General features: G+C 58.9%; 28 protein-coding genes and 1 other RNA gene. 11 read left to right on the top strand and 18 right to left on the bottom strand.

Annotated features, from left to right (window positions below; translation table 11 throughout):
* Nucleotides 1–42: 42 nt before the first annotated feature.
* The 6 genes from ASC96_RS28810 to ASC96_RS28835 all read right to left on the bottom strand — a co-directional run bounded on the left by ASC96_RS28810 (nucleotide 43) and on the right by ASC96_RS28835 (nucleotide 3,511).
* A complete protein-coding gene (locus tag ASC96_RS28810) occupies nucleotides 43–522 on the bottom strand; it encodes a hypothetical protein (protein WP_060506483.1) in 480 nt (159 codons plus the stop codon).
* A 15-nt stretch (nucleotides 523–537) separates the two neighbouring features.
* Nucleotides 538–1,377 (bottom strand): MBL fold metallo-hydrolase, encoded by an 840-nt coding sequence (locus tag ASC96_RS28815; RefSeq protein WP_060506484.1) that lies wholly within the window; start codon nucleotides 1,375–1,377, stop codon nucleotides 538–540.
* A 115-nt stretch (nucleotides 1,378–1,492) separates the two neighbouring features.
* Nucleotides 1,493–1,810 (bottom strand): BrnA antitoxin family protein, encoded by a 318-nt coding sequence (locus tag ASC96_RS28820; RefSeq protein WP_060506485.1) that lies wholly within the window; start codon nucleotides 1,808–1,810, stop codon nucleotides 1,493–1,495.
* Nucleotides 1,797–2,051, bottom strand: coding sequence for a BrnT family toxin (locus tag ASC96_RS28825; RefSeq protein ID WP_060506486.1), 255 nt, complete (start codon nucleotides 2,049–2,051; stop codon nucleotides 1,797–1,799). The genes ASC96_RS28820 and ASC96_RS28825 overlap by 14 nt, the downstream gene beginning before the upstream one ends.
* Before the next feature lie 46 nt (nucleotides 2,052–2,097).
* Nucleotides 2,098–2,922, bottom strand: a complete 825-nt coding sequence (locus ASC96_RS28830) for a TIGR00282 family metallophosphoesterase (protein WP_060506487.1) — start codon at nucleotides 2,920–2,922, stop codon at nucleotides 2,098–2,100.
* A complete protein-coding gene (locus ASC96_RS28835; protein ID WP_060506488.1) occupies nucleotides 2,900–3,511 on the bottom strand; it encodes a 5-formyltetrahydrofolate cyclo-ligase in 612 nt (203 codons plus the stop codon). Before ASC96_RS28835 ends, ASC96_RS28830 begins: the two co-directional genes overlap by 23 nt.
* A gap of 281 nt (nucleotides 3,512–3,792) precedes the next feature.
* On the opposite strand from ASC96_RS28835, the gene ASC96_RS28840 reads away from it, so the two are divergent.
* Nucleotides 3,793–4,005: a LuxR C-terminal-related transcriptional regulator gene (locus ASC96_RS28840; protein ID WP_060506600.1), complete on the top strand. Its 213-nt coding sequence runs from the start codon at nucleotides 3,793–3,795 to the stop codon at nucleotides 4,003–4,005.
* Here ASC96_RS28840 and ASC96_RS33095 read toward each other — a convergent pair.
* Complete coding sequence (locus tag ASC96_RS33095) at nucleotides 4,000–4,161, bottom strand: hypothetical protein (RefSeq protein ID WP_156393907.1); 162 nt, start codon at nucleotides 4,159–4,161, stop codon at nucleotides 4,000–4,002. The genes ASC96_RS28840 and ASC96_RS33095 overlap by 6 nt on opposite strands.
* A gap of 149 nt (nucleotides 4,162–4,310) precedes the next feature.
* On the opposite strand from ASC96_RS33095, the gene ASC96_RS28845 reads away from it, so the two are divergent.
* Nucleotides 4,311–5,195, top strand: coding sequence for a LysR family transcriptional regulator (locus ASC96_RS28845; protein WP_060506601.1), 885 nt, complete (start codon nucleotides 4,311–4,313; stop codon nucleotides 5,193–5,195).
* A gap of 159 nt (nucleotides 5,196–5,354) precedes the next feature.
* Here ASC96_RS28845 and ASC96_RS28850 read toward each other — a convergent pair whose 3' ends face one another.
* From ASC96_RS28850 to ASC96_RS28865, 4 genes are all read right to left on the bottom strand, one after another.
* Nucleotides 5,355–5,573, bottom strand: coding sequence for a hypothetical protein (locus ASC96_RS28850; protein WP_037099921.1), 219 nt, complete (start codon nucleotides 5,571–5,573; stop codon nucleotides 5,355–5,357).
* 702 nt (nucleotides 5,574–6,275) lie between these two features.
* Nucleotides 6,276–6,435: non-coding RNA, 6S RNA (ssrS, locus tag ASC96_RS28855), on the bottom strand.
* A gap of 60 nt (nucleotides 6,436–6,495) precedes the next feature.
* On the bottom strand, nucleotides 6,496–6,873 hold the full coding sequence (locus ASC96_RS28860) for a cell division protein ZapA (protein WP_037099923.1): 378 nt from the start codon (nucleotides 6,871–6,873) through the stop codon (nucleotides 6,496–6,498).
* 30 nt (nucleotides 6,874–6,903) lie between these two features.
* Complete coding sequence (locus tag ASC96_RS28865) at nucleotides 6,904–7,176, bottom strand: DUF4164 domain-containing protein (protein ID WP_037099924.1); 273 nt, start codon at nucleotides 7,174–7,176, stop codon at nucleotides 6,904–6,906.
* Between the two features lie 338 nt (nucleotides 7,177–7,514).
* On the opposite strand from ASC96_RS28865, the gene tkt reads away from it, so the two are divergent.
* From tkt to ASC96_RS28895, 6 genes are all read left to right on the top strand, one after another.
* Nucleotides 7,515–9,497, top strand: a complete 1,983-nt coding sequence (tkt, locus tag ASC96_RS28870) for a transketolase (protein ID WP_037099926.1) — start codon at nucleotides 7,515–7,517, stop codon at nucleotides 9,495–9,497.
* Nucleotides 9,498–9,570: 73 nt separating this feature from the next.
* Nucleotides 9,571–10,581, top strand: coding sequence for a type I glyceraldehyde-3-phosphate dehydrogenase (gene gap, locus ASC96_RS28875; RefSeq protein WP_037099929.1), 1,011 nt, complete (start codon nucleotides 9,571–9,573; stop codon nucleotides 10,579–10,581).
* 186 nt (nucleotides 10,582–10,767) lie between these two features.
* Nucleotides 10,768–11,301, top strand: a complete 534-nt coding sequence (locus tag ASC96_RS28880; RefSeq protein ID WP_060506489.1) for a putative glycolipid-binding domain-containing protein — start codon at nucleotides 10,768–10,770, stop codon at nucleotides 11,299–11,301.
* A gap of 13 nt (nucleotides 11,302–11,314) precedes the next feature.
* The gene (locus ASC96_RS28885; RefSeq protein WP_060506490.1) at nucleotides 11,315–12,514 is read left to right on the top strand and encodes a phosphoglycerate kinase; all 1,200 of its coding nucleotides are present in this window, start codon (nucleotides 11,315–11,317) and stop codon (nucleotides 12,512–12,514) included.
* Between the two features lie 217 nt (nucleotides 12,515–12,731).
* Complete coding sequence (locus ASC96_RS28890; protein WP_060506491.1) at nucleotides 12,732–13,757, top strand: class I fructose-bisphosphate aldolase; 1,026 nt, start codon at nucleotides 12,732–12,734, stop codon at nucleotides 13,755–13,757.
* Between the two features lie 174 nt (nucleotides 13,758–13,931).
* Nucleotides 13,932–14,852, top strand: coding sequence for a PhzF family phenazine biosynthesis protein (locus tag ASC96_RS28895; protein WP_060506492.1), 921 nt, complete (start codon nucleotides 13,932–13,934; stop codon nucleotides 14,850–14,852).
* Nucleotides 14,853–14,903: 51 nt separating this feature from the next.
* Here ASC96_RS28895 and ASC96_RS28900 read toward each other — a convergent pair whose 3' ends face one another.
* The 3 genes from ASC96_RS28900 to ASC96_RS33245 form a co-directional block, all read right to left on the bottom strand.
* A complete protein-coding gene (locus tag ASC96_RS28900; protein ID WP_082512304.1) occupies nucleotides 14,904–15,263 on the bottom strand; it encodes a response regulator in 360 nt (119 codons plus the stop codon).
* On the bottom strand, nucleotides 15,256–16,770 hold the full coding sequence (locus ASC96_RS28905) for an HWE histidine kinase domain-containing protein (RefSeq protein WP_082512305.1): 1,515 nt from the start codon (nucleotides 16,768–16,770) through the stop codon (nucleotides 15,256–15,258). The genes ASC96_RS28900 and ASC96_RS28905 overlap by 8 nt, the downstream gene beginning before the upstream one ends.
* Nucleotides 16,771–16,908: 138 nt before the next feature.
* Entirely contained in the window at nucleotides 16,909–17,169 is a 261-nt protein-coding gene (locus ASC96_RS33245) for a hypothetical protein (protein ID WP_162246399.1), read from the bottom strand.
* Nucleotides 17,170–17,242: 73 nt separating this feature from the next.
* Between ASC96_RS33245 and ASC96_RS28910 the strand changes: the two genes are divergently transcribed.
* From ASC96_RS28910 to ASC96_RS28920, 3 genes are all read left to right on the top strand, one after another.
* Entirely contained in the window at nucleotides 17,243–18,526 is a 1,284-nt protein-coding gene (locus tag ASC96_RS28910) for an MFS transporter (RefSeq protein WP_060506494.1), read from the top strand.
* The gene (locus ASC96_RS28915; RefSeq protein ID WP_060506495.1) at nucleotides 18,523–18,711 is read left to right on the top strand and encodes a DUF1192 domain-containing protein; all 189 of its coding nucleotides are present in this window, start codon (nucleotides 18,523–18,525) and stop codon (nucleotides 18,709–18,711) included. Before ASC96_RS28910 ends, ASC96_RS28915 begins: the two co-directional genes overlap by 4 nt.
* Nucleotides 18,712–19,101: 390 nt before the next feature.
* Nucleotides 19,102–19,620 carry a DUF1465 family protein gene (locus tag ASC96_RS28920; protein WP_060506496.1) on the top strand — a complete coding sequence of 173 codons (519 nt, stop codon included), beginning with the start codon at nucleotides 19,102–19,104 and terminating at the stop codon, nucleotides 19,618–19,620.
* Between the two features lie 81 nt (nucleotides 19,621–19,701).
* Here the strand turns inward: ASC96_RS28920 and ASC96_RS28925 are convergent, their stop codons facing one another.
* The 4 genes from ASC96_RS28925 to ASC96_RS28940 are packed head-to-tail and all read right to left on the bottom strand — an operon-like array spanning nucleotide 19,702 to nucleotide 22,332.
* Nucleotides 19,702–20,352 (bottom strand): CDP-alcohol phosphatidyltransferase family protein, encoded by a 651-nt coding sequence (locus ASC96_RS28925; protein WP_060506497.1) that lies wholly within the window; start codon nucleotides 20,350–20,352, stop codon nucleotides 19,702–19,704.
* On the bottom strand, nucleotides 20,349–20,744 hold the full coding sequence (locus ASC96_RS28930) for a hypothetical protein (RefSeq protein WP_112834523.1): 396 nt from the start codon (nucleotides 20,742–20,744) through the stop codon (nucleotides 20,349–20,351). Before ASC96_RS28930 ends, ASC96_RS28925 begins: the two co-directional genes overlap by 4 nt.
* Nucleotides 20,741–21,691, bottom strand: a complete 951-nt coding sequence (locus ASC96_RS28935) for a phosphatidate cytidylyltransferase (protein ID WP_060506499.1) — start codon at nucleotides 21,689–21,691, stop codon at nucleotides 20,741–20,743. Before ASC96_RS28935 ends, ASC96_RS28930 begins: the two co-directional genes overlap by 4 nt.
* Entirely contained in the window at nucleotides 21,688–22,332 is a 645-nt protein-coding gene (locus tag ASC96_RS28940; protein ID WP_060506500.1) for a lysophospholipid acyltransferase family protein, read from the bottom strand. Before ASC96_RS28940 ends, ASC96_RS28935 begins: the two co-directional genes overlap by 4 nt.
* Between the last annotated feature and the right edge of the window lie 14 nt (nucleotides 22,333–22,346).

Raw genomic sequence — 22,346 nt, forward strand, 5'->3', positions numbered from 1 at the left:
TAGTTTCATTGACGCTTTGCGTCCAGAAGGGCCGGCTTTTTTTCAGTTGGCAGCAAGGCGCTTGCGGCTAAGAAAGAACGAATGACCATCGTTGCGCTCGCAGGCGAGGCCCGTGCGGGTCGAAAGGCAGGAGAACGGGCCAGCAGTCCACGTCTGGCCATAGTCGAGCACCGGGCCTGCCGAACAGCAACTGGGATCACCAACATCCTTGGCGAGCCTGGCCCCGCCCTTGCGGGACAATGTCGCCCGGACATAGCTTGGCTCGACACGGTCGCAGGAGAGTTCGGGCCCGCCGTCCGCAGGTTGATAGACCTCTGTCCCGCCTTCAGGCGTGTAGATGCAGCCAATATTACCGGAGGGTAGAACGAATTCTTGCTGCTGCCCGGGCGTTTTCATCTCCGGCACCGTCACGGGCGTCCTGTCGCCTTCCGCGCTCGGCAACCGCGGCGGTGGCGCGCCATCGGCCAGAACCTGATGTGTCATGGAAAGAACGGCAAGAAGGCAGGCAGCGAAAAACTTCATTCCATGGTTCCCAGGTCAGACGCCCTGAAGGATATAAATCAGCGGCTTCTTTGGCAAGGAACGCATCGATACCGTCACGCTCGGTTGCGCGGCAAAGCTTTTGTCGAATTCATCGCCGAACATCTGTAGGAAACTGGTGACCGGCGGGCCGCGCCGGTGCATCGGCAGGATCAGCGACGAGCGCAGCCGCGTCACCACCCGGCTCATGCTTTCCGCGCCCATCGTCAAGCCGCCATCGACCGGTACCATCAGAACATCGAGACGGCCGATCCCGGCATAGTCGGTATCGTCGAGTTCATGATGCAGATGCCCGAGATGGCCAATGCAGAGACCCGCGACCTCGAAGATGAAGATCGAATTGCCGTCCGGCTCCATCGTCGCGCCGCCGGCGCGGATATCCGTCGTGACATTGCGAATATAGGCGTCGCCGACCACGACATCGTGATCGGCTGGCTCTCCACTATCGCCCCATCCATGCAGCACATGCTTGATCGCCGGGTCCGGCGTCAGCGTGTAGTGACTGGAATGCGCCTTGTTCATCGTAACGACGTCCGGGACCTTCGGTGGTACATACCAGCCGCTATAATCCGTGGCGATCGAAACGCCGCCGGGCGTTTCGATCAGAAATGTCGAATGGCCGACATAGGTGATAACAACCGCTTCGTCAGCAGTCGCCTGAACGTTAAGGGCAAGCGACGGTTTAAAACTTGCGAAAGTGACGTCGGGAACAGACTGCGCGATCGCCTGGCATTGGCTCACAGGCGGGCGGGCGCTCTGCGCATGGGCGGGCATCGGCCACAGGGCATGCAGGAGAACGATGGCGGCAAATGCAAGCAGGATCAATCGCGGCATCATGCGCCTCACGAAACCAAGGTTGGCATGGGTGCAGAGGATAGGCAGGCAGGACGCCAGGTCCAGCCCGGATTGCCGGGCCACCGCTCACGATTACGTCATCGCGGAATCGTTAGGATCAGAGTTTTGCCTGCTTCAAAATCTCGTTGACGCGCGCCTGCCAGCCCTTGCCGGTCGCCTTGAACTTGGCAATCACATCCGGATCCAGCCGCAATGAAACCTGCTGCTTGCGCACTTCAACGACCGGCCGTCCGCGCGAGCGGCGGATGCTTTCCGCAAGTTCGGGGAAAACCTCCGCGAAGGGACGCGCCCGCTTGAAGTCTTCTTCCGTCCATTCTGGATTGTCAGGATCAGCCGCAATACCGGCCTGAATTCGGGCCTCTTCTTCATCAGTAAGCGGAGCAGTATGGGACTTGAAACTCTTAGCACTGGTCATAAAGCTTCCTTTCCATTCGGCTTGCAGCCCGCATTGAGATGATAGATATGCCTTCGCTACCTAGCCTGAAAAATACGACAGATATCTTTCCATCGTTGAAAAGGCCGATGGCCTTCAGCCGGTTCAACTTGGTCTCGACAATGAGTGCGCTGCCGAAAAATTCCATGTCGAGCGCCAAAAAATCAAGCCCATGCTTCTCTAAATTGAGCCTTCGCTTGATTTCATCATAGACGATTTTCATAATTTTTGTATCACTTTTAATGGCGTGAAATTATGAAATGGAGATCCTACCCCCAGAACGCCGGGATCGCTTCCGCCAACCGCGGTCCGATCCTGAGCGGCGCAATGTTTTCCGCCAATCCCGTGCGATCGGAAATTTCAACGCCGACGCCGCAGAGGGTTGCAGGGCCGGAGGCAGCCTCGAAGCGGCCCTTCGGCATCTTGGAGATGAAACGGTTGAGGGGCTCTTCCTTTTCCATGCCAAGCGACGAGTCGTAATCGCCGCACATGCCTGCATCCGACATATAGGCGGTGCCGCCATTCAGAATCTGCGCGTCAGCGGTCGGTACATGGGTATGCGTTCCGACGACAAAGCTGGCGCGGCCATCGACGAAATGACCAAAACACTGCTTCTCGCTGGTCGCCTCCGCATGGAAATCAAAGATGATCGCGTCTGCCTGCTCCTTCAGCGGGCAGGCCGCGAGAATACTTTCCGCCGCCTTGAAGGGATCGTCGAGTTCCGGGTGCATGAAGACGCGCCCCATCACGTTGGCAACGAGGACGCGGGCACCGTTGCGGGCGAAATAGAGGTTGGAGCCGCGCCCGGGGGTACCGGCTGGATAATTGGCGGGCCGCAGGAACTGGTCGTGACGCTGGCAGAAGGAGACTGCTTCCTTCTGATCCCAGACATGGTTGCCGGTGGTGACGACATCGGCGCCGGCATTGATGGTCTCAAGAAAAATATCTTCGGTGATGCCGAAGCCGCCGGCGGCATTCTCGCCATTGACGATGACGAAATCGAGTTTCAGGTCGCTGATCAGGCCGGGAAGCTTTTCCCAGACCGCCGTCCGGCCAGTCTTGCCAACCATGTCACCCAGAAACAAAAGTCTCATATTTGCTTATTCCTAGCCCGAAAATCCGGAACCCGCTTTCGGTCAGCAAGGCATCCAGCGCCACGTCATGCGGCTCCGCCGGCACTGATGCCACTTCCTGGCAGTCAAATGCAATCCCGATCAGCCTAGGCATATGGCCTTTCAGGCGCAAACGTTCGATGGCACGGTCGTAATATCCAGCCCCATAACCGATCCGGTGGCCCGTCCGGTCGAAGGCAGCCAAGGGCACAAGCATGATATCCGGATCGAGAACCGGCGCGTCCCCGGCCGGGCCAGCCGTGCCAAATCCGGTCTCCACGATCGGAGCGCCGGGGACGAGTTCACGAAAAACGATCGTCTGCTTGTCGAGAATGGCAGGCAGGCAAAGCCGGGCGCCACGCTCGCGCAGCCGCGCCATCAACGGCCGGACATCGACCTCAGAGCGGATCGGCCAGAAGCCGGAGATCACCTGCCCTGGATCAAAATCGATCACATCACCGGCGTGGTCGAGCATCCGTAAACCTGCTTCGATGCGGGCCTCCGGCGTCATCGAATCGCGCAGTGCCAGACGTTCCAGACGCAGCGCAGCTTTCAGTTCCCTTGGTGTCATGGGCATGCTTCTCCCGTCTGCCAGTGTTCATGTCTATTGCATCAAACCGGGCAAAGGAAACCGCGCAACCACCACATCGACCATTTTTTGCCACACAACCGCGCACCTTTCCCAAACTGGCACGGTTTTAGAGGTCTGTTCATCATGCAAACGGGTTCCACTTTCACGTTGTCTTTTCACCGTGCAAGAGAGGGCCGCAATCAACATCAGAAAAACAGTTCGGTGCCCGCTTCCGGCGATGCGGGGAACTGTTCAGCTTTTAGACGGAGCCGGATATGTCCATGAAGGACAAGATGCTGCAGGAACTCGACCCTTTGGAATTGCGCTGCCTGTCATTGGCCGCACGTGGGCGCACCCGGGAAGACATCACCCGCGAAACAGATATCTCTCATGAAAGAATCGAGCAGGCCTTCACCTCTGCGATGGAGAAGCTGCAGGCGGGCAATGTCGCGGAAGCGGTGTTTCGAGCAGCGCGGATGGATTTGATTTCATAACATCCAGAAGCGGTGCCGCGCGGCGTCATCAATCGGGCCGGGAGAGGTATCCGCTTCGTTCATGCCGATATCCTCAAGCAGATGCGCACTCTTGCGCCGTGATATCTCTGCGAATGCCAGCCGCGCTAGGCGCTGCTGCCGCCATTGTGCCAGCATGCGGCAAACCCCTCCCCTGAGCCTGGCCGGCCACCGTCGCGTTCTGTAATCGTGCTTCATCTGGAAACTCCGGCATGTCACCGGCAGTATCGGACGTCCGTTGACATCAATCCAACGAATTGCAAAAATGGCTATCATTAGAAAAGATGATGGCTGAAACAATGTTTCCTCTCCTCGAAAGCGATCTGCTGCGAACCTTCGTTGCCGTGGCGGACAGCGGCAATTTTACCAAGGCTGGCGAGACGGTCGGCCGCACGCAATCTGCCGTCAGCATGCAGATCAAGAAGCTCGAGGATATTCTCGGCGAGACCCTGTTCGAGCGTGGGTCGCGTGGCGTCAACATGACAGGCCAGGGCATACGGCTGCTGGACAATGCCCGCCGCATCGTCACCCTGCTGGATGATACCGCAGCCTCTATCCGCCTGCCCGCGCTGGATGGCTCCGTCAAGATCGGCATCTCGGAGGAATACATCAACTCGACCCTGCCAAAGGCACTCGGCGCGTTTGCCGCCGTTCATCCCGGCGTCGAGGTCACCGTGCAGCAAGGCGTCTCGATGTCCAATCTGGCAGCGCTCGATGCCGGCGAGATCGACATCGCCGTTGTCTTCGAGCCGGGCGGCCCGACGCGCAACGAGGTCCTGATGGTCGACCCGACGGTGTGGGTAACCTCCGACCAGCATTGCGCCCACCAACGCTATCCGCTGCCGATCGCCACCTATACCTACTTGAAAAACGGATGGTGCGATGAACTGGCCCTGCGCAGCCTGACCAAACGCGGCCTGGAAAGCCGTGTCGCCTATGTCAGCCGTACCAGCAGCGGTCTGATTGCCGCCGTCACCTCAGGCCTCGCCATCGCGCCGCTGACCCGCTCAAGCATCCCCGTCGGATGCCGGGAACTGACCAATACCGACGGCTACGACGTCATCGACTTTTCCAACGTGGTGATGAAGACCCGGCCCCGGGGCAACAAACGCATCGTCGAAACCATGTCCGACGCCATCCGGGAAGCGTTTAGGCCAGGGGCGCAGGGATAAGTGTTTCAGAAAGAGGAAAAGCGCGATCGGCACCGACAGCACTGAGCTAAGGTGATCTTTTAGCTGCTTTTGAAGCTGCCGGCTGGGCAAGGACTGCCCGAGCCTGCCTGCAATGGTACACACCCGAAATTGCCGGGACAATCGCGCAGGTTTCCACGATCAAAGCCCCGCGGTGGCCGTTTGGCCCGCGGATGGTGGCCGCGGCACCCCGAAGAGGGCCAAGACCTCGTCAAGAAGACCGTTGGCGCTGTCTTCATCAATCTCAATGCATGACTGGCCTTGCTCCGTCTCCAGTGTCAGCAGCCCGCGTAGCGGTTCCTTGGACAGCACCATCAAATTTGTCTTGATCAGCTTCGGATGATTGACGTCGATTATCATTGAATGACATCCATTGAATTCAGATGTTGAAAACAGATCGTTATATTAGCAATTAATAACTTAATTGTCATATCTGATGGCAACGCCACAAAAGAGATAAATCTTCAAGCAGCCCAAATCGCAACCATTATGCGCTTCAAACAACTCCAGAATGTCGCTTGGGTAATGATAAACTAATGCCTAATATGACTGAAAACAATCTGCGAACGATCCGCGAACATTTTCGAATTTTTGGAGAAAATTGGCAATATGCGACCCGAGTCCGTCGCATCTAGTGACATTTTTTCATTGAGACGTGCCTTGTGTTTGCAGAAATCTGATCTTGCTAGAAGCACTTGCTCACCATAACGAGACTTTTCCAGTCAAGAATAAGCAACGATACACAAGACCAGGCTTTGTTTGCTTGCCGCCTTTGCTTCAATCGGATCTCGAGTATCGGCCTTCGTATGTCCTCACTCGAAAGCACTCGCTTTTCGCCTACCTACCTCTCCTGATTTCGCTTCCATCGAAGGTGCCAGGCTTGTCATGCAAGCCCGATCCGGCGAGGCCCGCGAGCACGTGCGCTATAAACGATGAAAATGGCCGCTCGGGTGAAGATCGAGACTATATTCCTATCACGCAATTCGACCGATCACTTTTGACACCGGTGCGAAATAGGTGCCAAAAAGTTACGCTACAAATCATTGAAAATAAAAGGAAAAAGTGCGATCCACACAACCGATGAACTGTTTACGATCCTGGGTGCCTACAAACGTAGGTGGGCGCCATGTGACCTAGCCCACGGGCCAGGTCAGGGACAGCTCCCTTTGGATCGAGTATGGCCCCAGGGATTGTGGTGTCCTGTCGGGAAGCGCAGACCGCAACTGGAATATAGAGTGCATTGATGGCTTGCGCCAGTGGCACCCTTCCAACTTGTCAAAATTCAGTGAGAAGCAGGTGCAGCCTTGCCGCTGAGCTTGGCCGCAAGCTCATGAATCTGTGACGTCACCTCAGACAGGGTCGACGCGAGCACTTCCTCGCTTTTCTGCTGATCGGACAGGGCGGCGACCCGGCCCTGTTTCAAGCCATCGGCCTCAGTCTGCAGATTTTTCAGCTTGCGGTCCACTTCGCTGAGCTCGTCCATCACCATGATCCCGGCCATCACGGTCAGGCGCAGATCGCCGATCTCGCCGAACTGGCTCTTCAGGTGACTGACATACTGGTCGAAGCGGGTGGCGAGTTCGGTCAGATGATCTTCCTGGCCCTCCTCGCATGCCATGCGATAGGCCTTGCCGTCGATCATCACCGTTACTTGTGCCATACGTCACCTGACCCGCAGGCTGACCACGCCTTAGCGGTCCAGCACTGCCCTTATCGTTTCCATGGCCGTCACCAGACGGCGCGAGACTTCGCGGTTGACTTCCTCAAGGCGGTTTGCCCGGAATTGCGATTGGTCGAGTTCCTGGGCGAGCCGCGACCGGTCGGTGTTGACACGCCGCACTTCGCCTTCAATCTCACCACGGTCCCGCTCCCGGTCGAAGCGTCCATCAATGGCATTCTCGAGGCTGCTTAATGCGCTTTGCAACTCATCGATCGCCGCCTTGACTGTCTTTCCTGCCGCCATCACGCTTTCCTGATACGCGCCAGACCGCGTCGAATCGCCGCCCGGAGCCTGTATTTCAAGCCAATCACACTAATAAACCCATTCGGCAAGTGTTCACAACGTCAACCGCTTGCAGCGGCTGCGTAACCTGTGGATCACGAATTTTAAATCGATTAGTATCGACCGGTCCGTTTGCAGAGAATAAGCGGGAAAGACGCTCAAAAAGCGTCCTTCAGCCCTGCCAAAAGGCCCGTATTTGTTGACTCCGTCGAAGCAGGTGCTATGTGTCAGCCGCTTCTCATACGGTCTTTGGAGGATAGAGACCGTCCCCTGTCCACCGAACTCAAGCGGAACAGACAATGATCTCTCGCGAAAAACACGACCGGATGGCAAATGCAATCCGATTCCTCTCCATGGATGCCGTCGAAAAGGCCAATTCCGGCCATCCCGGCCTGCCCATGGGTGCTGCCGACGTGGCAACGGTGCTATTCTCCCGTTACCTGAAATTCGATCCGAAGGCGCCGCTTTGGGCTGACCGCGATCGTTTCGTGCTGTCGGCCGGCCATGGCTCCATGCTCATCTATTCGCTGCTCTATCTGACGGGCTACGAAGACATGACGATGGAGGACCTCAAGCAGTTCCGCCAGCTTGGCTCCAAGACCGCCGGTCATCCGGAATACGGTCATGCTTCCGGTATTGAAACGACCACCGGTCCGCTCGGCCAGGGCATTGCCAATGCCGTCGGCATGGCGATTGCCGAACGCAAGCTCGAAGAAGAGTTCGGCAGCGACCTGCAGAACCACTTCACCTATGTGCTGTGCGGCGACGGCTGCCTGATGGAAGGCATCAGCCACGAAGCCATCGCGCTTGCCGGTCACCTCAAACTCAACAAGCTGGTGCTGTTCTGGGACGATAACAACATCACCATCGACGGCGCCGTCTCCTTGTCGGACTCGACCGACCAGATCGCCCGTTTCCAGGCCGTTCACTGGAACACGATCCGCGTCGACGGCCATGATCCCGAACAGATCGCAGCAGCCATCGAAGCAGCTCAGAAGTCGGACCGCCCGACCTTCATCGCCTGCAAGACGGTCATCGGCTTCGGCGCACCGAACAAGCAGGGTACCCACAAGGTCCACGGTTCACCGCTCGGCGCCGAGGAAATTGCAGCGACCCGCAAGGCACTGAACTGGGAAGCTGAAGCCTTCACCGTTCCGGCCGACGTTCTCGACGCCTGGCGCACGGCCGGTGGCCGCTCGGCAGACGCCCACAAGGCCTGGGAAGGCCGCCTGGCATCGACCGAAGCAGCCAAGAAGTCCGAATTTACCCGCCGCTTTGCCGGCGCGCTTCCGGGCAATCTCGATGCCGCCATCGACACCTACAAGAAGAAGCTGGCCGACGCTCCACCGGCGATTGCCACCCGCAAGGCATCCGAGGATGCGCTCGAAGTCATCAACGGCATCGTGCCGGAAATGCTCGGCGGTTCGGCTGACCTGACGCCGTCCAACAACACCAAGACCAGCCAGATGAAGTCAATCACCCCGACCGATTTCTCCGGCCGCTATATGCACTGGGGCATCCGCGAGCACGGCATGGCCGCTGCCATGAACGGCATCACGCTGCACGGCGGCCTGATTCCCTATTCCGGTGGCTTCATGATCTTCTCGGACTACTGCCGTCCGTCGATCCGCCTCGCCGCCCTGATGGGCATCCGCGTCATCCACGTTCTGACGCACGATTCGATCGGCGTCGGCGAAGATGGCCCGACCCATGAGCCGGTCGAGCACATGGCAGCGTTGCGCGCGATCCCGAACCTGTTGATGTTCCGTCCGGCCGATGCGGTGGAAACCGCCGAATGCTGGCAGCAGGCGCTGAAGGAACAGCATCGCCCGTCGGGCCTGGCGCTGACACGCCAAAATTTGGCACCGTCGCGTCTGACCTATTCGGCCGAAAACCTCTGCGCCAAGGGTGCCTACGAGCTGATCGCCGCTGATAATGCCAAGGTCTCGATCTTCGCATCCGGCTCGGAAGTCGAACTGGCCGTCAAGGCCGCAGCCGAACTGAACGGCAAGGGCATTGCGACCCGCGTCGTCTCCGTTCCCTGCTTCGAACTGTTCCAGGAACAGCCGGCCGACTACCGCAAGGCCGTCATCGGCAATGCTCCGGTCAAGATCGCCGCAGAAGCCGCAGTCCGTCAGGGCTGGGACTACTTCATCGGCAACGATGGCGATTTCGTCGGCATGCACTCGTTCGGTGCATCTGCTCCGGCCAAGGACCTCTTCAAGCATTTCGGCATCACCTCCGACGCAATCGTCGCGGCTGCCGAAAAGAAGCTTGCCTGATTTTCCTCTTCGGAGCGCGTCTGAGCGCGCTCCGGTTTCCACATCGAGATCTTAAGACAGGGAGAGACCTGAAATGACTGTAAAAGTTGCCATCAACGGCTTTGGCCGCATCGGCCGCAACGTCCTTCGCGCCATCGTCGAATCCGGCCGCACCGATATTGAAGTCGTTGCGATCAACGATCTCGGCCCTGTCGAGACCAATGCACATCTGCTGCGCTACGATTCCGTCCACGGCCGGTTCCCGGCTGAGGTTAAGGTCGAAGGCGACACCATCTCGGTTGCCGGCGGCAAGCCGATCAAGGTCACTGCGATCAAGGACCCGGCAACCCTGCCGCACGCTGCCATGGGCGTCGATATCGCTCTGGAATGCACCGGCATCTTCACCTCGCGCGACAAGGCTGCCCTGCACCTTCAGGCTGGCGCTAAGCGCGTTATCGTTTCGGCTCCTGCCGATGGTGCTGACCTGACCGTCGTCTTCGGCGTCAACCACAACGAACTGACCAAGGAACACCTGGTCATTTCCAACGCCTCCTGCACCACCAACTGCCTGGTTCCGGTCGTCAAGACCCTGGACGACGCCGTCGGCATCGATCATGGCTTCATGACAACGATCCACGCTTACACCGGCGATCAGCCGACGCTCGACACGATGCACAAGGACCTGTACCGCGCCCGCGCTGCAGCCCTGTCGATGATCCCGACCTCGACCGGCGCCGCCAAGGCCGTTGGTCTCGTCCTGCCGCACCTCAAGGGCAAGCTCGACGGCACCTCGATCCGTGTTCCGACCCCGAACGTTTCGGTCGTCGACTTCAAGTTTGTCGCCAAGCGCGACACGACGGTTGCCGAAATCAACGGTGCCATCAAGGCCGCTGCCAATGGCGCTCTCAAGGGTATCCTTGGCTACACCGACGAGCCGCTGGTATCGCGCGACTTCAACCATGACAGCCATTCGTCGATCTTCGCCAACGACCAGACCAAGGTTCTGGAAGGCAAGTTCGTCCGTATCCTGTCCTGGTACGACAATGAATGGGGCTTCTCCAACCGCATGGCCGACACGGCCGTTGCGATGGCAAAGCTGATCTAAAGCTATGTTTCGGCGGCGCCTAGGCGCCGCCTTTCTTTTGCCGGAAGGCACCGTTCCGCTCTGTCATCCAGGTCTTGCCGGAACTTCAGCAGCTTCAGGCGGTACGGTGCTTTGGAGCCGATCTGAAAATCAAGACGCAGAGTGCCGCCTTCGGTAACGTTGTTATCTGGCCGGGAGCCGCGCGAAATGGAGTTGAACCGAAGCGTCCGCTGGCGAGGCTTAGAGGTCGAGACGGTGGAGCATTGCGAAATAATCACCAACGGAGCGGGTCGACGCATCCGTGGCGCTATTGTCGCACCAACCTACGGTCTCCTCTATAGGATCGAACTTGACGAGACACTCGTATTGCGAAGCGCTGCTGTCGAACGAACAGATGGAAAGACACTTGCACTTTTTGCCGACGGCTCCGGCAACTGGACCGATGAAAATGCAGCCCCTTGCCCGGACCTTGCCGGTTGCATCGATGTCGATATCTGGCCGACGCCCTTCACCAACTCTCTGCCCGTGTGGCGCAATCGCTGGGTTGAAGGAGAATCTCAGCGTTTTGCGATGGCCTGGATTAACGGCGACGAGATGACCGTGCGCCGCGATGACCAGTTTTATACCAAGCTCGACTCACGACATTTCCGCTTCCAGAATACCAACGGCTTCGAGCAAGTGCTTGAACTTGATGATGACGGACTGGTGGCAGACTATCCCACCCTTTTCATGAGACTTTGACCGGAGACTATCCATGACTTTCAAGACCCTCGACGACCTCACCGACATCGCTGGCAAGCGCGTGCTTGTGCGCGTCGATCTCAACGTGCCGGTCAAGGATGGCCAGGTGACGGATGCGACCCGCATCGAACGCGTGGTGCCGACCATCCGCGAACTCTCCGAAAAAGGCGCGAAGGTCATCCTGCTTGCGCATTTCGGCCGCCCGAAGGGCGAACCAGTCGCTGACATGTCGCTGTCGCTGATCGCGCCTGCGGTTGAAGACATCCTTGACCAACGCGTCCATTTTGCCGCCGATTGCATTGGCGACAAGGCCGCAGCAGCGATTGCCGGGATGAATGATGGCGACGTGCTGCTCCTTGAAAACACCCGCTTCCACAAGGGTGAGGAAAAGAACGACGCCGAATTTACCAAGGCGCTGGCTGCCAATGGCGACATCTATGTCAATGACGCCTTCTCCGCCGCGCACCGTGCCCATGCCTCGACTGAAGGCCTTGCGCGCCTGCTGCCGGCCTATGCCGGCCGCACCATGCAGGCTGAGCTTGAGGCGCTGGAAAAGGGCCTCGGCAATCCGAAGCGCCCGGTCGTCGCCATCGTCGGCGGCGCGAAGGTTTCGACCAAGATCGACCTGCTGATGAACCTCGTGAAGAAGGTCGACGCCCTCGTCATCGGCGGCGGCATGGCCAACACCTTCATTGCGGCCCGCGGCACCAATGTCGGCAAGTCGCTCTGCGAGCACGACCTTGCCGACACGGCCAAGCAGATCATGATCGAGGCAGCCACAGCCGGTTGCGCCATCGTTCTGCCGGTTGACGGCGTCGTTGCCCGCGAGTTCAAGGCTGGCGCCGACAATGAAGTCGTCGATATCGAAGCGATCCCGGCCGATGCCATGGTTCTCGATGTCGGCCCGAAGTCGATCGCCGCCGTCAACGATTGGGTGAGCAAAGCCGAAACACTCGTCTGGAACGGCCCGCTCGGCGCATTTGAGATCGCCCCGTTCGACAAGGCCACCGTCGCGGTTGCCAAGCATGCCGCCGCCCGCACCAAAAGCGGTGCACTCGTCTCCGTTGCCGGTGGCGGCGATACGGTTTCGGCGATGAACCACGCCGGCGTTGCCGAGGACCTGACTTACGTCTCGACCGCTGGCGGCGCGTTCCTCGAATGGATGGAAGGCAAGCCGCTTCCCGGCGTCGATATCCTGCACCAGCAGAAATAAACACAGGCGCTCAAACGAGCGTGAATCACGACCTTCAGCCCCGGCCTTGCGCCGGGGCTTTTCGTTGCGCCGCACCGAATTTTTGATGCATCGCAAAAATAATCCCAATATTTCAATCGATTAAAATAATTTCAATCGTTTAAACCAATTTAACTTCCATTTTCGTTGCCGTATTCTTCTGTTATCGGCGAGCCATCGCAACAACAGGAGAACGCATATGAGCGAAAGACTGGAAGACATTGCAGCGGCTATGGTCGCCACCGGCAAAGGCTTGCTGGCAGCCGACGAATCCACCGCAACGATCGGCAAGCGCTTCGAGACGATCAGCCTGACGTCGACGGAAACATCGCGCCGCGATTACCGCGAAATGCTGTTTCGCGCCGATGACGCAATGAAAGCCTACATTTCCGGTGTTATCCTCTATGAAGAAACACTCTTCCAGAAGGCAGCCGATGGCACGCCACTCGTTGACGTTATCCGTGCCGCAGGCGCCGTTCCCGGTATCAAGGTCGATACCGGCGCCAAGCCGATGGCAAAGTTTCCGGGCGAGACGATCACCGAAGGCCTCGATGGCCTCGCCGCCCGCCTGAAGACCTATTACGACGCCGGCGCCCGTTTCGCCAAATGGCGCGGCGTGATCTCCGTTTCCGACACATTGCCGAGCTTCGGCGCCATCAAGGCCAACGCGCAGGCTCTTGCCCGCTACGCTGCACTTTGCCAGGAAGCCGGCATCGTGCCGATCGTCGAGCCGGAAGTGCTGATGGATGGCGCGCCAGGAACGCATTCGATCGAGCGCTCGGAAGACGTCACCGAAGAAACGCTGCGCATCGTGTTTGAAGAACTGACCGATGCCCGCGTCAGCCTCGAAGGCATGATCCTCAAGCCAAGCATGGTCATCGATGGCAAGAAGGCACGCAAAGCCTCCGTCGCCGAAGTCGCCGAGCGCACCGTCAAGGTGCTGAAGCGCACCGTTCCATCGGCGGTGCCGGGCATCGCCTTCCTGTCGGGTGGCCAGTCCACCGAGGAAGCGACCGCGCATCTCTCTGCCATGAACGCCGGCTACGACCTGCCCTGGGGCATGACCTTCTCCTACGGCCGGGCGCTTCAGACCGAGGCACTCAACGCCTGGGCTGGCAAGCCGGAAAACGTCGCCGCCGGCCAGCGCGCCTTCAGCCATCGCGCCGAGATGTGCAGCCTTGCTGCCAAGGGCGGCTGGAAGAAAGAGCTCGAAAAAGCCGCGTAACACCACGGTTACGGAGGGGGAGAAGCCCGGTTCGCGCAAGCGGCCGGGCTTTTTCTATGACAAAGAACCCACGACATGCTTTCGATTGTCAGGGTGACAAGAACCTTGTTCGCATGATCTCCGGCGCACGTTATCCCTGACATACGGCTCCACGTAGCGAAGGGAAAAATCATCATGAACAGCGTTGCCTATGTCACCGTCGATGTCTTCACCAGCGAACGGTTTTCCGGCAACCAGCAAGCCGTCATTCCCGACGCACGCGGCCTCACGGACGCGCAGATGCAGAACATCGCCGCCGAATTTCGCTATTCTGAAGTCACCTTTGTGCTGCCGCCAGAAGACCCCGCCAATACGGCGCATGTGAGGATCTTCACGCCGACCATGGAAATTCCGTTTGCCGGTCATCCCAATGTCGGCACGGCCTTCGTTCTTGGCCGACAGGACGGAATATTCGGCAGACCAGCCGGCGATGTGCTCCGGTTCGAGGAGAAAGCCGGAATTGTCGAGGCGGCATTGACGCGCGATGTTGAGGGACACGTGATTGGCGCGGGCATTTTCGCACCGCAGCCGCTGTCGCTTGGGCCGCAGGTCGATAGCGAAACCATCGCCCGCTGCGCCTCGATCGGTGCCCAGTCGATATCGCTTACCACTCACGCCCCCGTCATTGCCTCCGTCGGCCTGCCTTTCGCGGTCGCCGAACTGGCTGATCTCGACGCGCTTGGCAACGCCTGCCCCAACACCGCAGCCTTTGCCGAAGCCGGGCGGCAGTATTCGCCGGAAGACGATCAGTTTGCCCTGTTTCTCTACACCCGACAGCCGGAAAATCCGTGGGCCCTGCGCGCCCGCATGTTTGCCCCTCTCGACAATGTCATCGAAGACCCGGCGACCGGCAGCGCCTCGGGTGCGCTTGGTGCGTTATTGACCTCGCTGCTGCCGGACATGGAGGCCACCGTTGAGATCACCATCGAACAAGGCGTCAAGATGGGCCGCAGAAGCGTGATCGGCGTCACTGCTGTAAAATCGAAGGGGCAAATTGAGAGCGTCCGGATAGCGGGGCAATGCGCCCCGGTCATGACGGGCTCCATTCTTCTCTAGGGCGGATCGGCCCAGTCGCCACGATCAGCAGGATCATAAATCTGAGAAACCTTACGGCACCACTTGCTGCATCGCCTTTTCCAGATCGTTGCGATCGAAAGGCTTTTGCAGCACCCGGACCTGCTCGAAGCCCTCCGCCAGCCCCGCAGTCCCATAGCCACTGGCGAAGAGGAACAAAATCCCGCGCTGGCGCAGAATTTCGGCAATGGGAAAGGATTGCTTTCCGGCGAGATTGATGTCGAGGACGGCAAAGTCGATATCCGCCGTCTGGGCCAATAGTAGTCCCGGCTCCAACCGCATCGCGGGGCCAACGACGTCAAAACCGAGATCAGTCAGATAATCTTCCACAAGCATTGCAACAAGGGCTTCATCCTCCACGAGAAGAACGCGTTTTTTAGCCTGTTCAATCACCGGGAACACTTTCCTCGATGGCTTGCATCGTCGTTTCCAGCGTGAAGATCAGCCCATCGGGGCCGTAGTTGACCTGGGCAGTACCCCCAAGTTCCATCGGCAGCACCCGCAAGATCAGCCGTGACCCAAAGCCCTTGCGGTCCGACGCTGGCATGGGCGGTCCACCAGTCTCGCACCACCTCAGCGTGAAGGCGCTGCTATCTGCCTTCCTGATCACCGACCAGTCGATTGTCACAAACCCCGCCTCATTGGAAAGCGCGCCGTACTTGACGGCATTGGTTGCCAGTTCGTGCAGAGCAAGCGACATCGACAGCGCCGCGCGGGGACCCAATCGGACGTGAGGGCCGCGGATCCGGAAGCGGTTCCCGTCAAGGCCATCGAAGGCTTCCAGCGAAGACGTCACGATCACCGCAAGGTCGGCGCCATCCCAATTCTCATTGGTCAGGATATTGTGTGCAGCTGACAACGCCAGAATACGCGCACTGATGGCACCGCTTGCCTCCTCCACGGAGTTTGCGCCGCGTAGCGTTTGCGTGGCAATCGATTGCACGGATGCGAGGGTGTTTTTCACACGGTGGTTCAGTTCGTTCACCAGAAGCCTCTGGTGATTTTCCGCCCGTACACGCAGCGTCACGTCCGATCCCTGGACGAAGATATGAGTCACATCGCCATCATCATTCTTGATCGGCTGATAAACGAAATCGAGATATCGTTCCTCGACACCTTCGCCCGGCTTTTGCAAGAGTACCTTTTCGGCGGTGCGGTTGACAGCCTGGCCGGTCTCGAAAACCTTGTCCAGCAGTTCGACGAAACCTTGGCTGGTGATCTCCGGGAGCGCCTCGCCGACCGGCTTTCCCAGAACATCGCGCTCGCCGATCAGTTTGCGATATTCCGGGTTGACGAGCTCGAAACGATGCTGCGACCCTTGCAGCATGGCCATGAAGGACGGCGCCTGCTCGAACAATTGCTGAAGCCGCTCATGCTCGGCCGCGTTGCGCCGGTCCGCAAGAACACGTTCGGTGGTTTCCACGACGATCGCAATCACACCTGCAGGCTTTCCGCTTTCATCAAGCACCGGCGAATAGTCGAGGTCCATCCAGACCTGCTCCGGATAGCCCTTGCGATGCAGTGTCAGCTCCTGATCGCGATAGGCAAGCGTTCCGCCGGCAAGCCCGACTTTCATGACATTGTCGTTGAAGTCGGCGACCTCCGCCCAGCCTTCGCGCACATTCGAGCCTAGAAGGTGCGGATGCCGCTTACCGGCAAAAACCGAATAGGCATCATTATAGATCATCACCCCCTGCTCTCCCCACAACATGACGATGGGCACAGGCGATTGCAGCAAAAGAGACGTGGCAGTCTTCAGACAGCCTGGCCATTCACTGACGGGGCCGAGAGGGGTTAAAGCCCAGTCGCGGTCTCGGATGAGCGCACCCATCTCGCCGCCATTCCCCAGAAACGCGAAGCCGTCTTCGCCGTTTCGGGATTCACTTAGCCCAAGGCTCATGGTTGCCAAGCCCTTTCACGTCGCGGACTGCAAAGCAGATCAAATGACCGATTGATCCTTAATGAGCAGGACTTAACGCTTGTTTCGAAAACGGCAAGGCTGATGAGGACCGGTTCAAGTCAAAGTTTTTTCGCGCGCCTAAGGCCGGATCAACACCGTCACCATCATCACCGCGATAGCAAACACGGCGATCTTCCAGAAATCGCGCCGATGGCGCAGCCCCGGCAAGTTGAGCGGTTTCAGCACCTGGATCAGCATCGCCAAAAGCAGCAGGACCGTTAACGCTTTGGACATTGTTTTCTCATTTGTTGAAAAGAGCTTAGGGCGCTTCCTGTCCGTCACACGCGCGTCACTTTTGCGCGCGATCTGGGTTAGAGCGTCTTTTGCAGTTTCACTCAATAAGAAATTCCGGCTGGCAATTGTGGCGGCATGGCCCTACCTTTCGGTGCAGCCCGGAACCAGCGGAATTCACATGCGAAAAAACCTTCTTCCCGTCGCCGCGCTCCTGCTTGGAACGCTGTTTCTCTTTCTCGGAAACGGCCTGCACAGCCTGCTTTTGCCTGTGCGCGGCACGACTGAAGGTTATTCGACGACATTGCTTGGTCTGCTTGGCACCTCCTGGGCCAGCGGCTTCGTGCTCGGCTGCTTGCTCGCCCCGACCATCGTCAAACGCGCTGGCCATGTCCGCGCCTTCAGCGGCTTTGCGGCACTGCTCGCCATCATCGCCCTTCTGACCGGCCTGCTCGTCGATCCGATCTGGTGGGTGGTCTTACGCGCTTTCACCGGTTTCTCCACCGCCGGCACCTCGATGATCATCGAAAGCTGGCTGAACGAACGCGCCACCAATGAAAGCCGTGGCGCAATCTTCTCGCTCTATATCGCCATCACGCTGATGGGCGTTGTCGGTGGCCAGCTGATGATCCCGTTCGGCAACACCGGGACGACGACATTCTTCATGATTTGCGGCATCGTCTATTGCCTGGCCATGCTGCCGACACTGTTGTCGACCGCCGCCTCGCCGCAGCCGCTGAAACAGGTGAGCCTTGACCTGCGCGGCCTCTACCGCAATTCGCCGATCTCCTTCCTCGGCATCCTGCTGGTCGGCATCGCCAACGGTGCTTATGGTACGCTCGGCGCCGTCTTCGGCCGCCAGGTCGGGCTGACGGACAGCAATGTCGCGTTGATGATGAGTACGACGATCTTTGCCGGTGCGGTCATGCAGTTTCCTGCCGGCCGCCTTTCCGACATGATCGACCGCCGTTATGTGCTCGCAGCCCTCGCCGCCGTTGCCGCCGTTGCCGGCACGCTGATTTTCCTGATCGAGCCCACGCATGTGATCATGCTGATCACGCTTGTCGGCATCTATGGCGCGACGGCCAACGCCCTTTATCCAATCGCCGTTTCGCACGCCAACGACTTCGCGACGCCCGAGGATTTCGTCAAGATCTCTGGCGGACTGCTGTTGCTCTACGGTATCGGCACGATCATCGGCCCGACCATTGGCGGCCCGATCATGACCGTCACCGGACCCTATGGCCTGTTCATGATCACCGCCTGCGCCCATGTCCTGATCACCGCTTACGCGATCTTCCGCAGCCGCATGCGTGCGGCCGTTCCAGCGGCCGAGCGCGACTCCTACTCGACAATCAATCCCGGCACGCTGACAACACCCGAGAGCCTGCAACTGTCGCCGCGAGCTGCTCCCTTCGAGGAGGAGCCGAATGGTGAAGAAGGGCTGGAAAGGAAACCGCAATGAGCCTGTTTGACGATGACCGCCCGAAGAAGCAGCCCGCCCATGAGATCGGCGCCGATCTCGCGTTGCTGTCGGCCGACGAGCTTTCCCTGCGCATTGATGTGCTGAAACAGGAAATCGAGCGGCTAGAAGCCGAACGGGCAAGAAAGTCGGCCAGCAAATCGGCAGCCGAAAGCTTCTTCCGTTAATATTCTTAACTTTCGAAGGACGATCGCGACGGCCGGCCATTGAAAACAATGGCAACATTTCGCCACGGCTTTGGCCGCCGAAACGCATCATTAAGCATTATAAGGTATTACTGAGGCATCCGGATCGCTCTGGACTCAGACATTTCACCATCGGCGAATGGTCTGATTTTTCTCCCTGTTTTACCTTGAGAGCCGCTTTATCGCGGCTCTTTTTTTGTCTTTTTTTCCACAATTTGCAGAGAATTGTGGAGATTAACCCTTTCTTAAGAATAGACTTGCGCGGAATGCGCTATGGGATCATGTTCAAGCTATCAGATGGACGGCAGGAAACTTTTTGTTAACCCGTTCGTTACCTGCCCAAGTCGATGCGTTTAACCAGGGAATCCGACCATGTCCGAACGTGGATTGAATACAGTGAGCTTTGCCGGTCACGCCGCTTCTTCGGCGCAGTTCAAAGTGCTGTACTCGGAAGGCATGGGCCTGGTTGAAGAAACGGCAAGCTATCTCGACGGTCCCGGCCGCACCGCCTCCAAGGTGCTGCCGCGCATGGCATCCGTGCTCTACGCCGCAGAGTCGATGCGCCTGACCACTCGCCTGATGCAGATGGCTTCCTGGCTTCTGCTGCAGCGCGCCGTCAACAATGGCGAGATGAACCGCGAACAGGTCCTGTCGGAAAAGAACAAGGTCCGCCTCGACAGCTTCAACGTTGACCGCACCGCACCCGGCTGGAACGACCTGCCGGAAGGCTTTCGCGATCTGATCGACCGTTCGCTGCGCCTGCAAAACCGCGTCGCCCTACTCGACCGCGAAATCTACCGGCCGCAGGAAGCCCAGAACTTCCTTCCGGACAACCAGAACGGCGTCAAGGCCCAGCTCAACCTACTGCAGACCGCCTTTGGCACCAACTGATCGGCGCCAAGCAGATAGCCTGACATGACAAACCCGGCCCATAGAGCCGGGCTTTTTGTTGTTGTGCCAATGCCCTCGAAACTATCGGTTCCCGGCCTGTTTCAGGCGAAGCACCAATGTCCGGCCCCGGCGAATTGCGGTCAACGCTGCTCCCGCCGCAACAACCCACAGCGCCACCATCAGCACCTGATTGTGGCCGTCCCACAGCGGCTCCAGGATGGAGATGGCTGCCGCCGCCGTGATGGCGGCCATCCGATGCTGCTTGGCCATCGGGCCGGAGAAGTCGCTCGGTTGCCCGGTGGCTCGGCCGAGTTCCCGGACGTAAGCTGTCGAGACGGCAAAGGCACCCGCCGCCCAGCCAAGGCCCGGCATGCCGATGCCATAGCCGACGCTGGCAAAGATCAAAAGGTCGGCGACCCGATCGGGAAACTCATTCCAGAACGGCCCATCCGGCGCGCCCTTGCCACCCTCCACGGCGACCATGCCGTCGAACAGATTGCAGAGCAGGCGCAACTGGCAAAACAGGATCGCCAGCAGCAGGCAGGCGATCCGCAACCCGCCGGTGTTTTGCCCCGCCAGCACAAATGCGCCACCGGCCAGCGCTGCCGCCAGCATACTCGCTTGTGAGATCTGGTTCGGCGTGATGGCGCGTGCCGCCAGCCACCGCGCAATAGCGCCGGCCCATTGCGTATTGCGGCTTGCCAGGGGCCTCCGGTCGCCTGTCTCCGTCATGATCCCGCACCTCTTCTTCTGGAAATCGAGTAATTGTAGATCGCCGCGTAAGTGGTCGACACCAGCAGCGGCACCGCGATAGTGCTGGCGATTTCGGGCGTGCCGATCAGAGCGTGCAGCGCGGTGAGCAAACTTGCCGAGCCCAGACAGGCGATCAGTGGTGGCGCCCAAAACCTCGCCATACCGAGAAAGCGTCTGGATAGGGTGTCGATCACGGATTTCAGAAACAATGTCAGGCAGGCAGACACGGCCCCCTGCAGAAATCCCGAATAGAGCGGTTGCGGCATGGCATGGCCGCGATTGGCAAATACAGCCCAGCCGCCCATGGCCAAAAAGGCGAACAGGACATGCACCGCGCCGCTGCCTGCCAATCGCCTGAGCGTTGCCGTCACGACAGCGACCACCAATAACGCACGATGTGGAAGAAGATCGGTGCCGAGAAGACCACGGAATCCAGCCGGTCAATCAACCCGCCATGACCTTCGATCAGATTGCCCCAGTCCTTGACGCCACGATCGCGTTTGATCGCTGACATGACCAGCCCGCCGAAGAAACCCATGAGGGTGATGATAAAGGCCAGAACGCCCGCCTGGAACGGCGTAAACGGTGTGATCCACGATAGCGATGCACCGATCAGCGTAGCGCTGATCACGCCACCGACAAACCCCTCAACCGTCTTCGACGGCGACAGGTTCGGCGCGATCTTGGTGCGTCCGAACAGCTTGCCCCAGACATATTGCAGCACATCGCTCAACTGCACGACGATCACCAGAAAGGCGATCAGAAGCACATTGCGCCCCTCATAGCCGGGGATAGAGAGGGTGAGCAGCGCTGGCACGTGCGACACGCAGAAGACACAGATCATCAATGCCCATTGCACCTCTGCAATGCGAAGGAGGAAACGCTCGGTGTCGCCCCTGAGCACGGAAATGATCGGCATTAACAGAAAAGCATAGACCGGAATGAAGATCGCGAAGATGCCGTACTGCTTTGTCCAAAGAAGGTAATACTGGATCGGCAGAACGATAAAGAAGGCCGAAGCCAGCGCCCAGTGATCGGCACGCCGGGTGTTGATCAGGGTGATGAACTCCCGCAAGGCGGCAAAGGAGCAGAACGCGAAGAGTATCAGAACGCCGACGCGCCCTGCGATGAAGGCGATGCCGATCAGGATGACCATCACCCACCAGGCCTTGATACGGGCATTGAGGTTCTCTACCGCCGCATTCGGCCCATTGGCGGAAAAGCGCTGTTGCAACACGTAGCCAATTGTCGAGGCGAAAATCAGCACGCCGAAAATACCGAGAACCAAAGTCAGAAGGTCGGAGCTTGCCGTGTTCATTCGCCGGTTCCCAGTGGTTTTGGAGCCAGGGCCAGAAGGGCCGACTGCATGCGTTCGAGGAAGGCGTCCTTGTCCTCGTTCACCATAATCCGCATTGCGTCGCCGAAGGTGACGGTGCAGATCAGGGGGATCGGCACGATCTCGCCCTTCGGCATGACGCGATTGAGATTGTTGATCCACACGGGCACGAGTTCGACGTCAGGCCGAGCCGAAACGAGATGGAAAAGCCCGCTCTTGAAAGGCAATAGCCGCGCATCCGTCAGGTTGCGCGTGCCCTCCGGAAAGAGGATCAGCGACGAGCCATCATCGATCGCAGACGTCATCAACGCGATCGGATCCTGCGTCCGCTTCTCCCGCTCACGCTCGATCAGTACCGCGTTGAAGACGTCGCGGCCGATGAAGGTACTGATCTTGGATTTGAGCCAATACTCGGCGCCCGCCACCGGCCGCGCCAGCTTGCGTAGCCTTGGTGGCAGCACCGCCCAGACCAGCACGAAATCGCCATGGCTGGAATGATTGGCAAAATAGACGCAAGGCCGCGACGGCAATCCATGCTCCGGCCAGATGGCGCGAACCGCGGTTATCGCGCGGGCAAACAGAACGAAGGCCGCAGCAGCGAACTCCGCAATTATGATCTTCATGCTTATCCCATCCC

The organism is Rhizobium sp. Root1204 (assembly GCF_001424965.1).
Lineage (GTDB): Bacteria > Pseudomonadota > Alphaproteobacteria > Rhizobiales > Rhizobiaceae > Pararhizobium.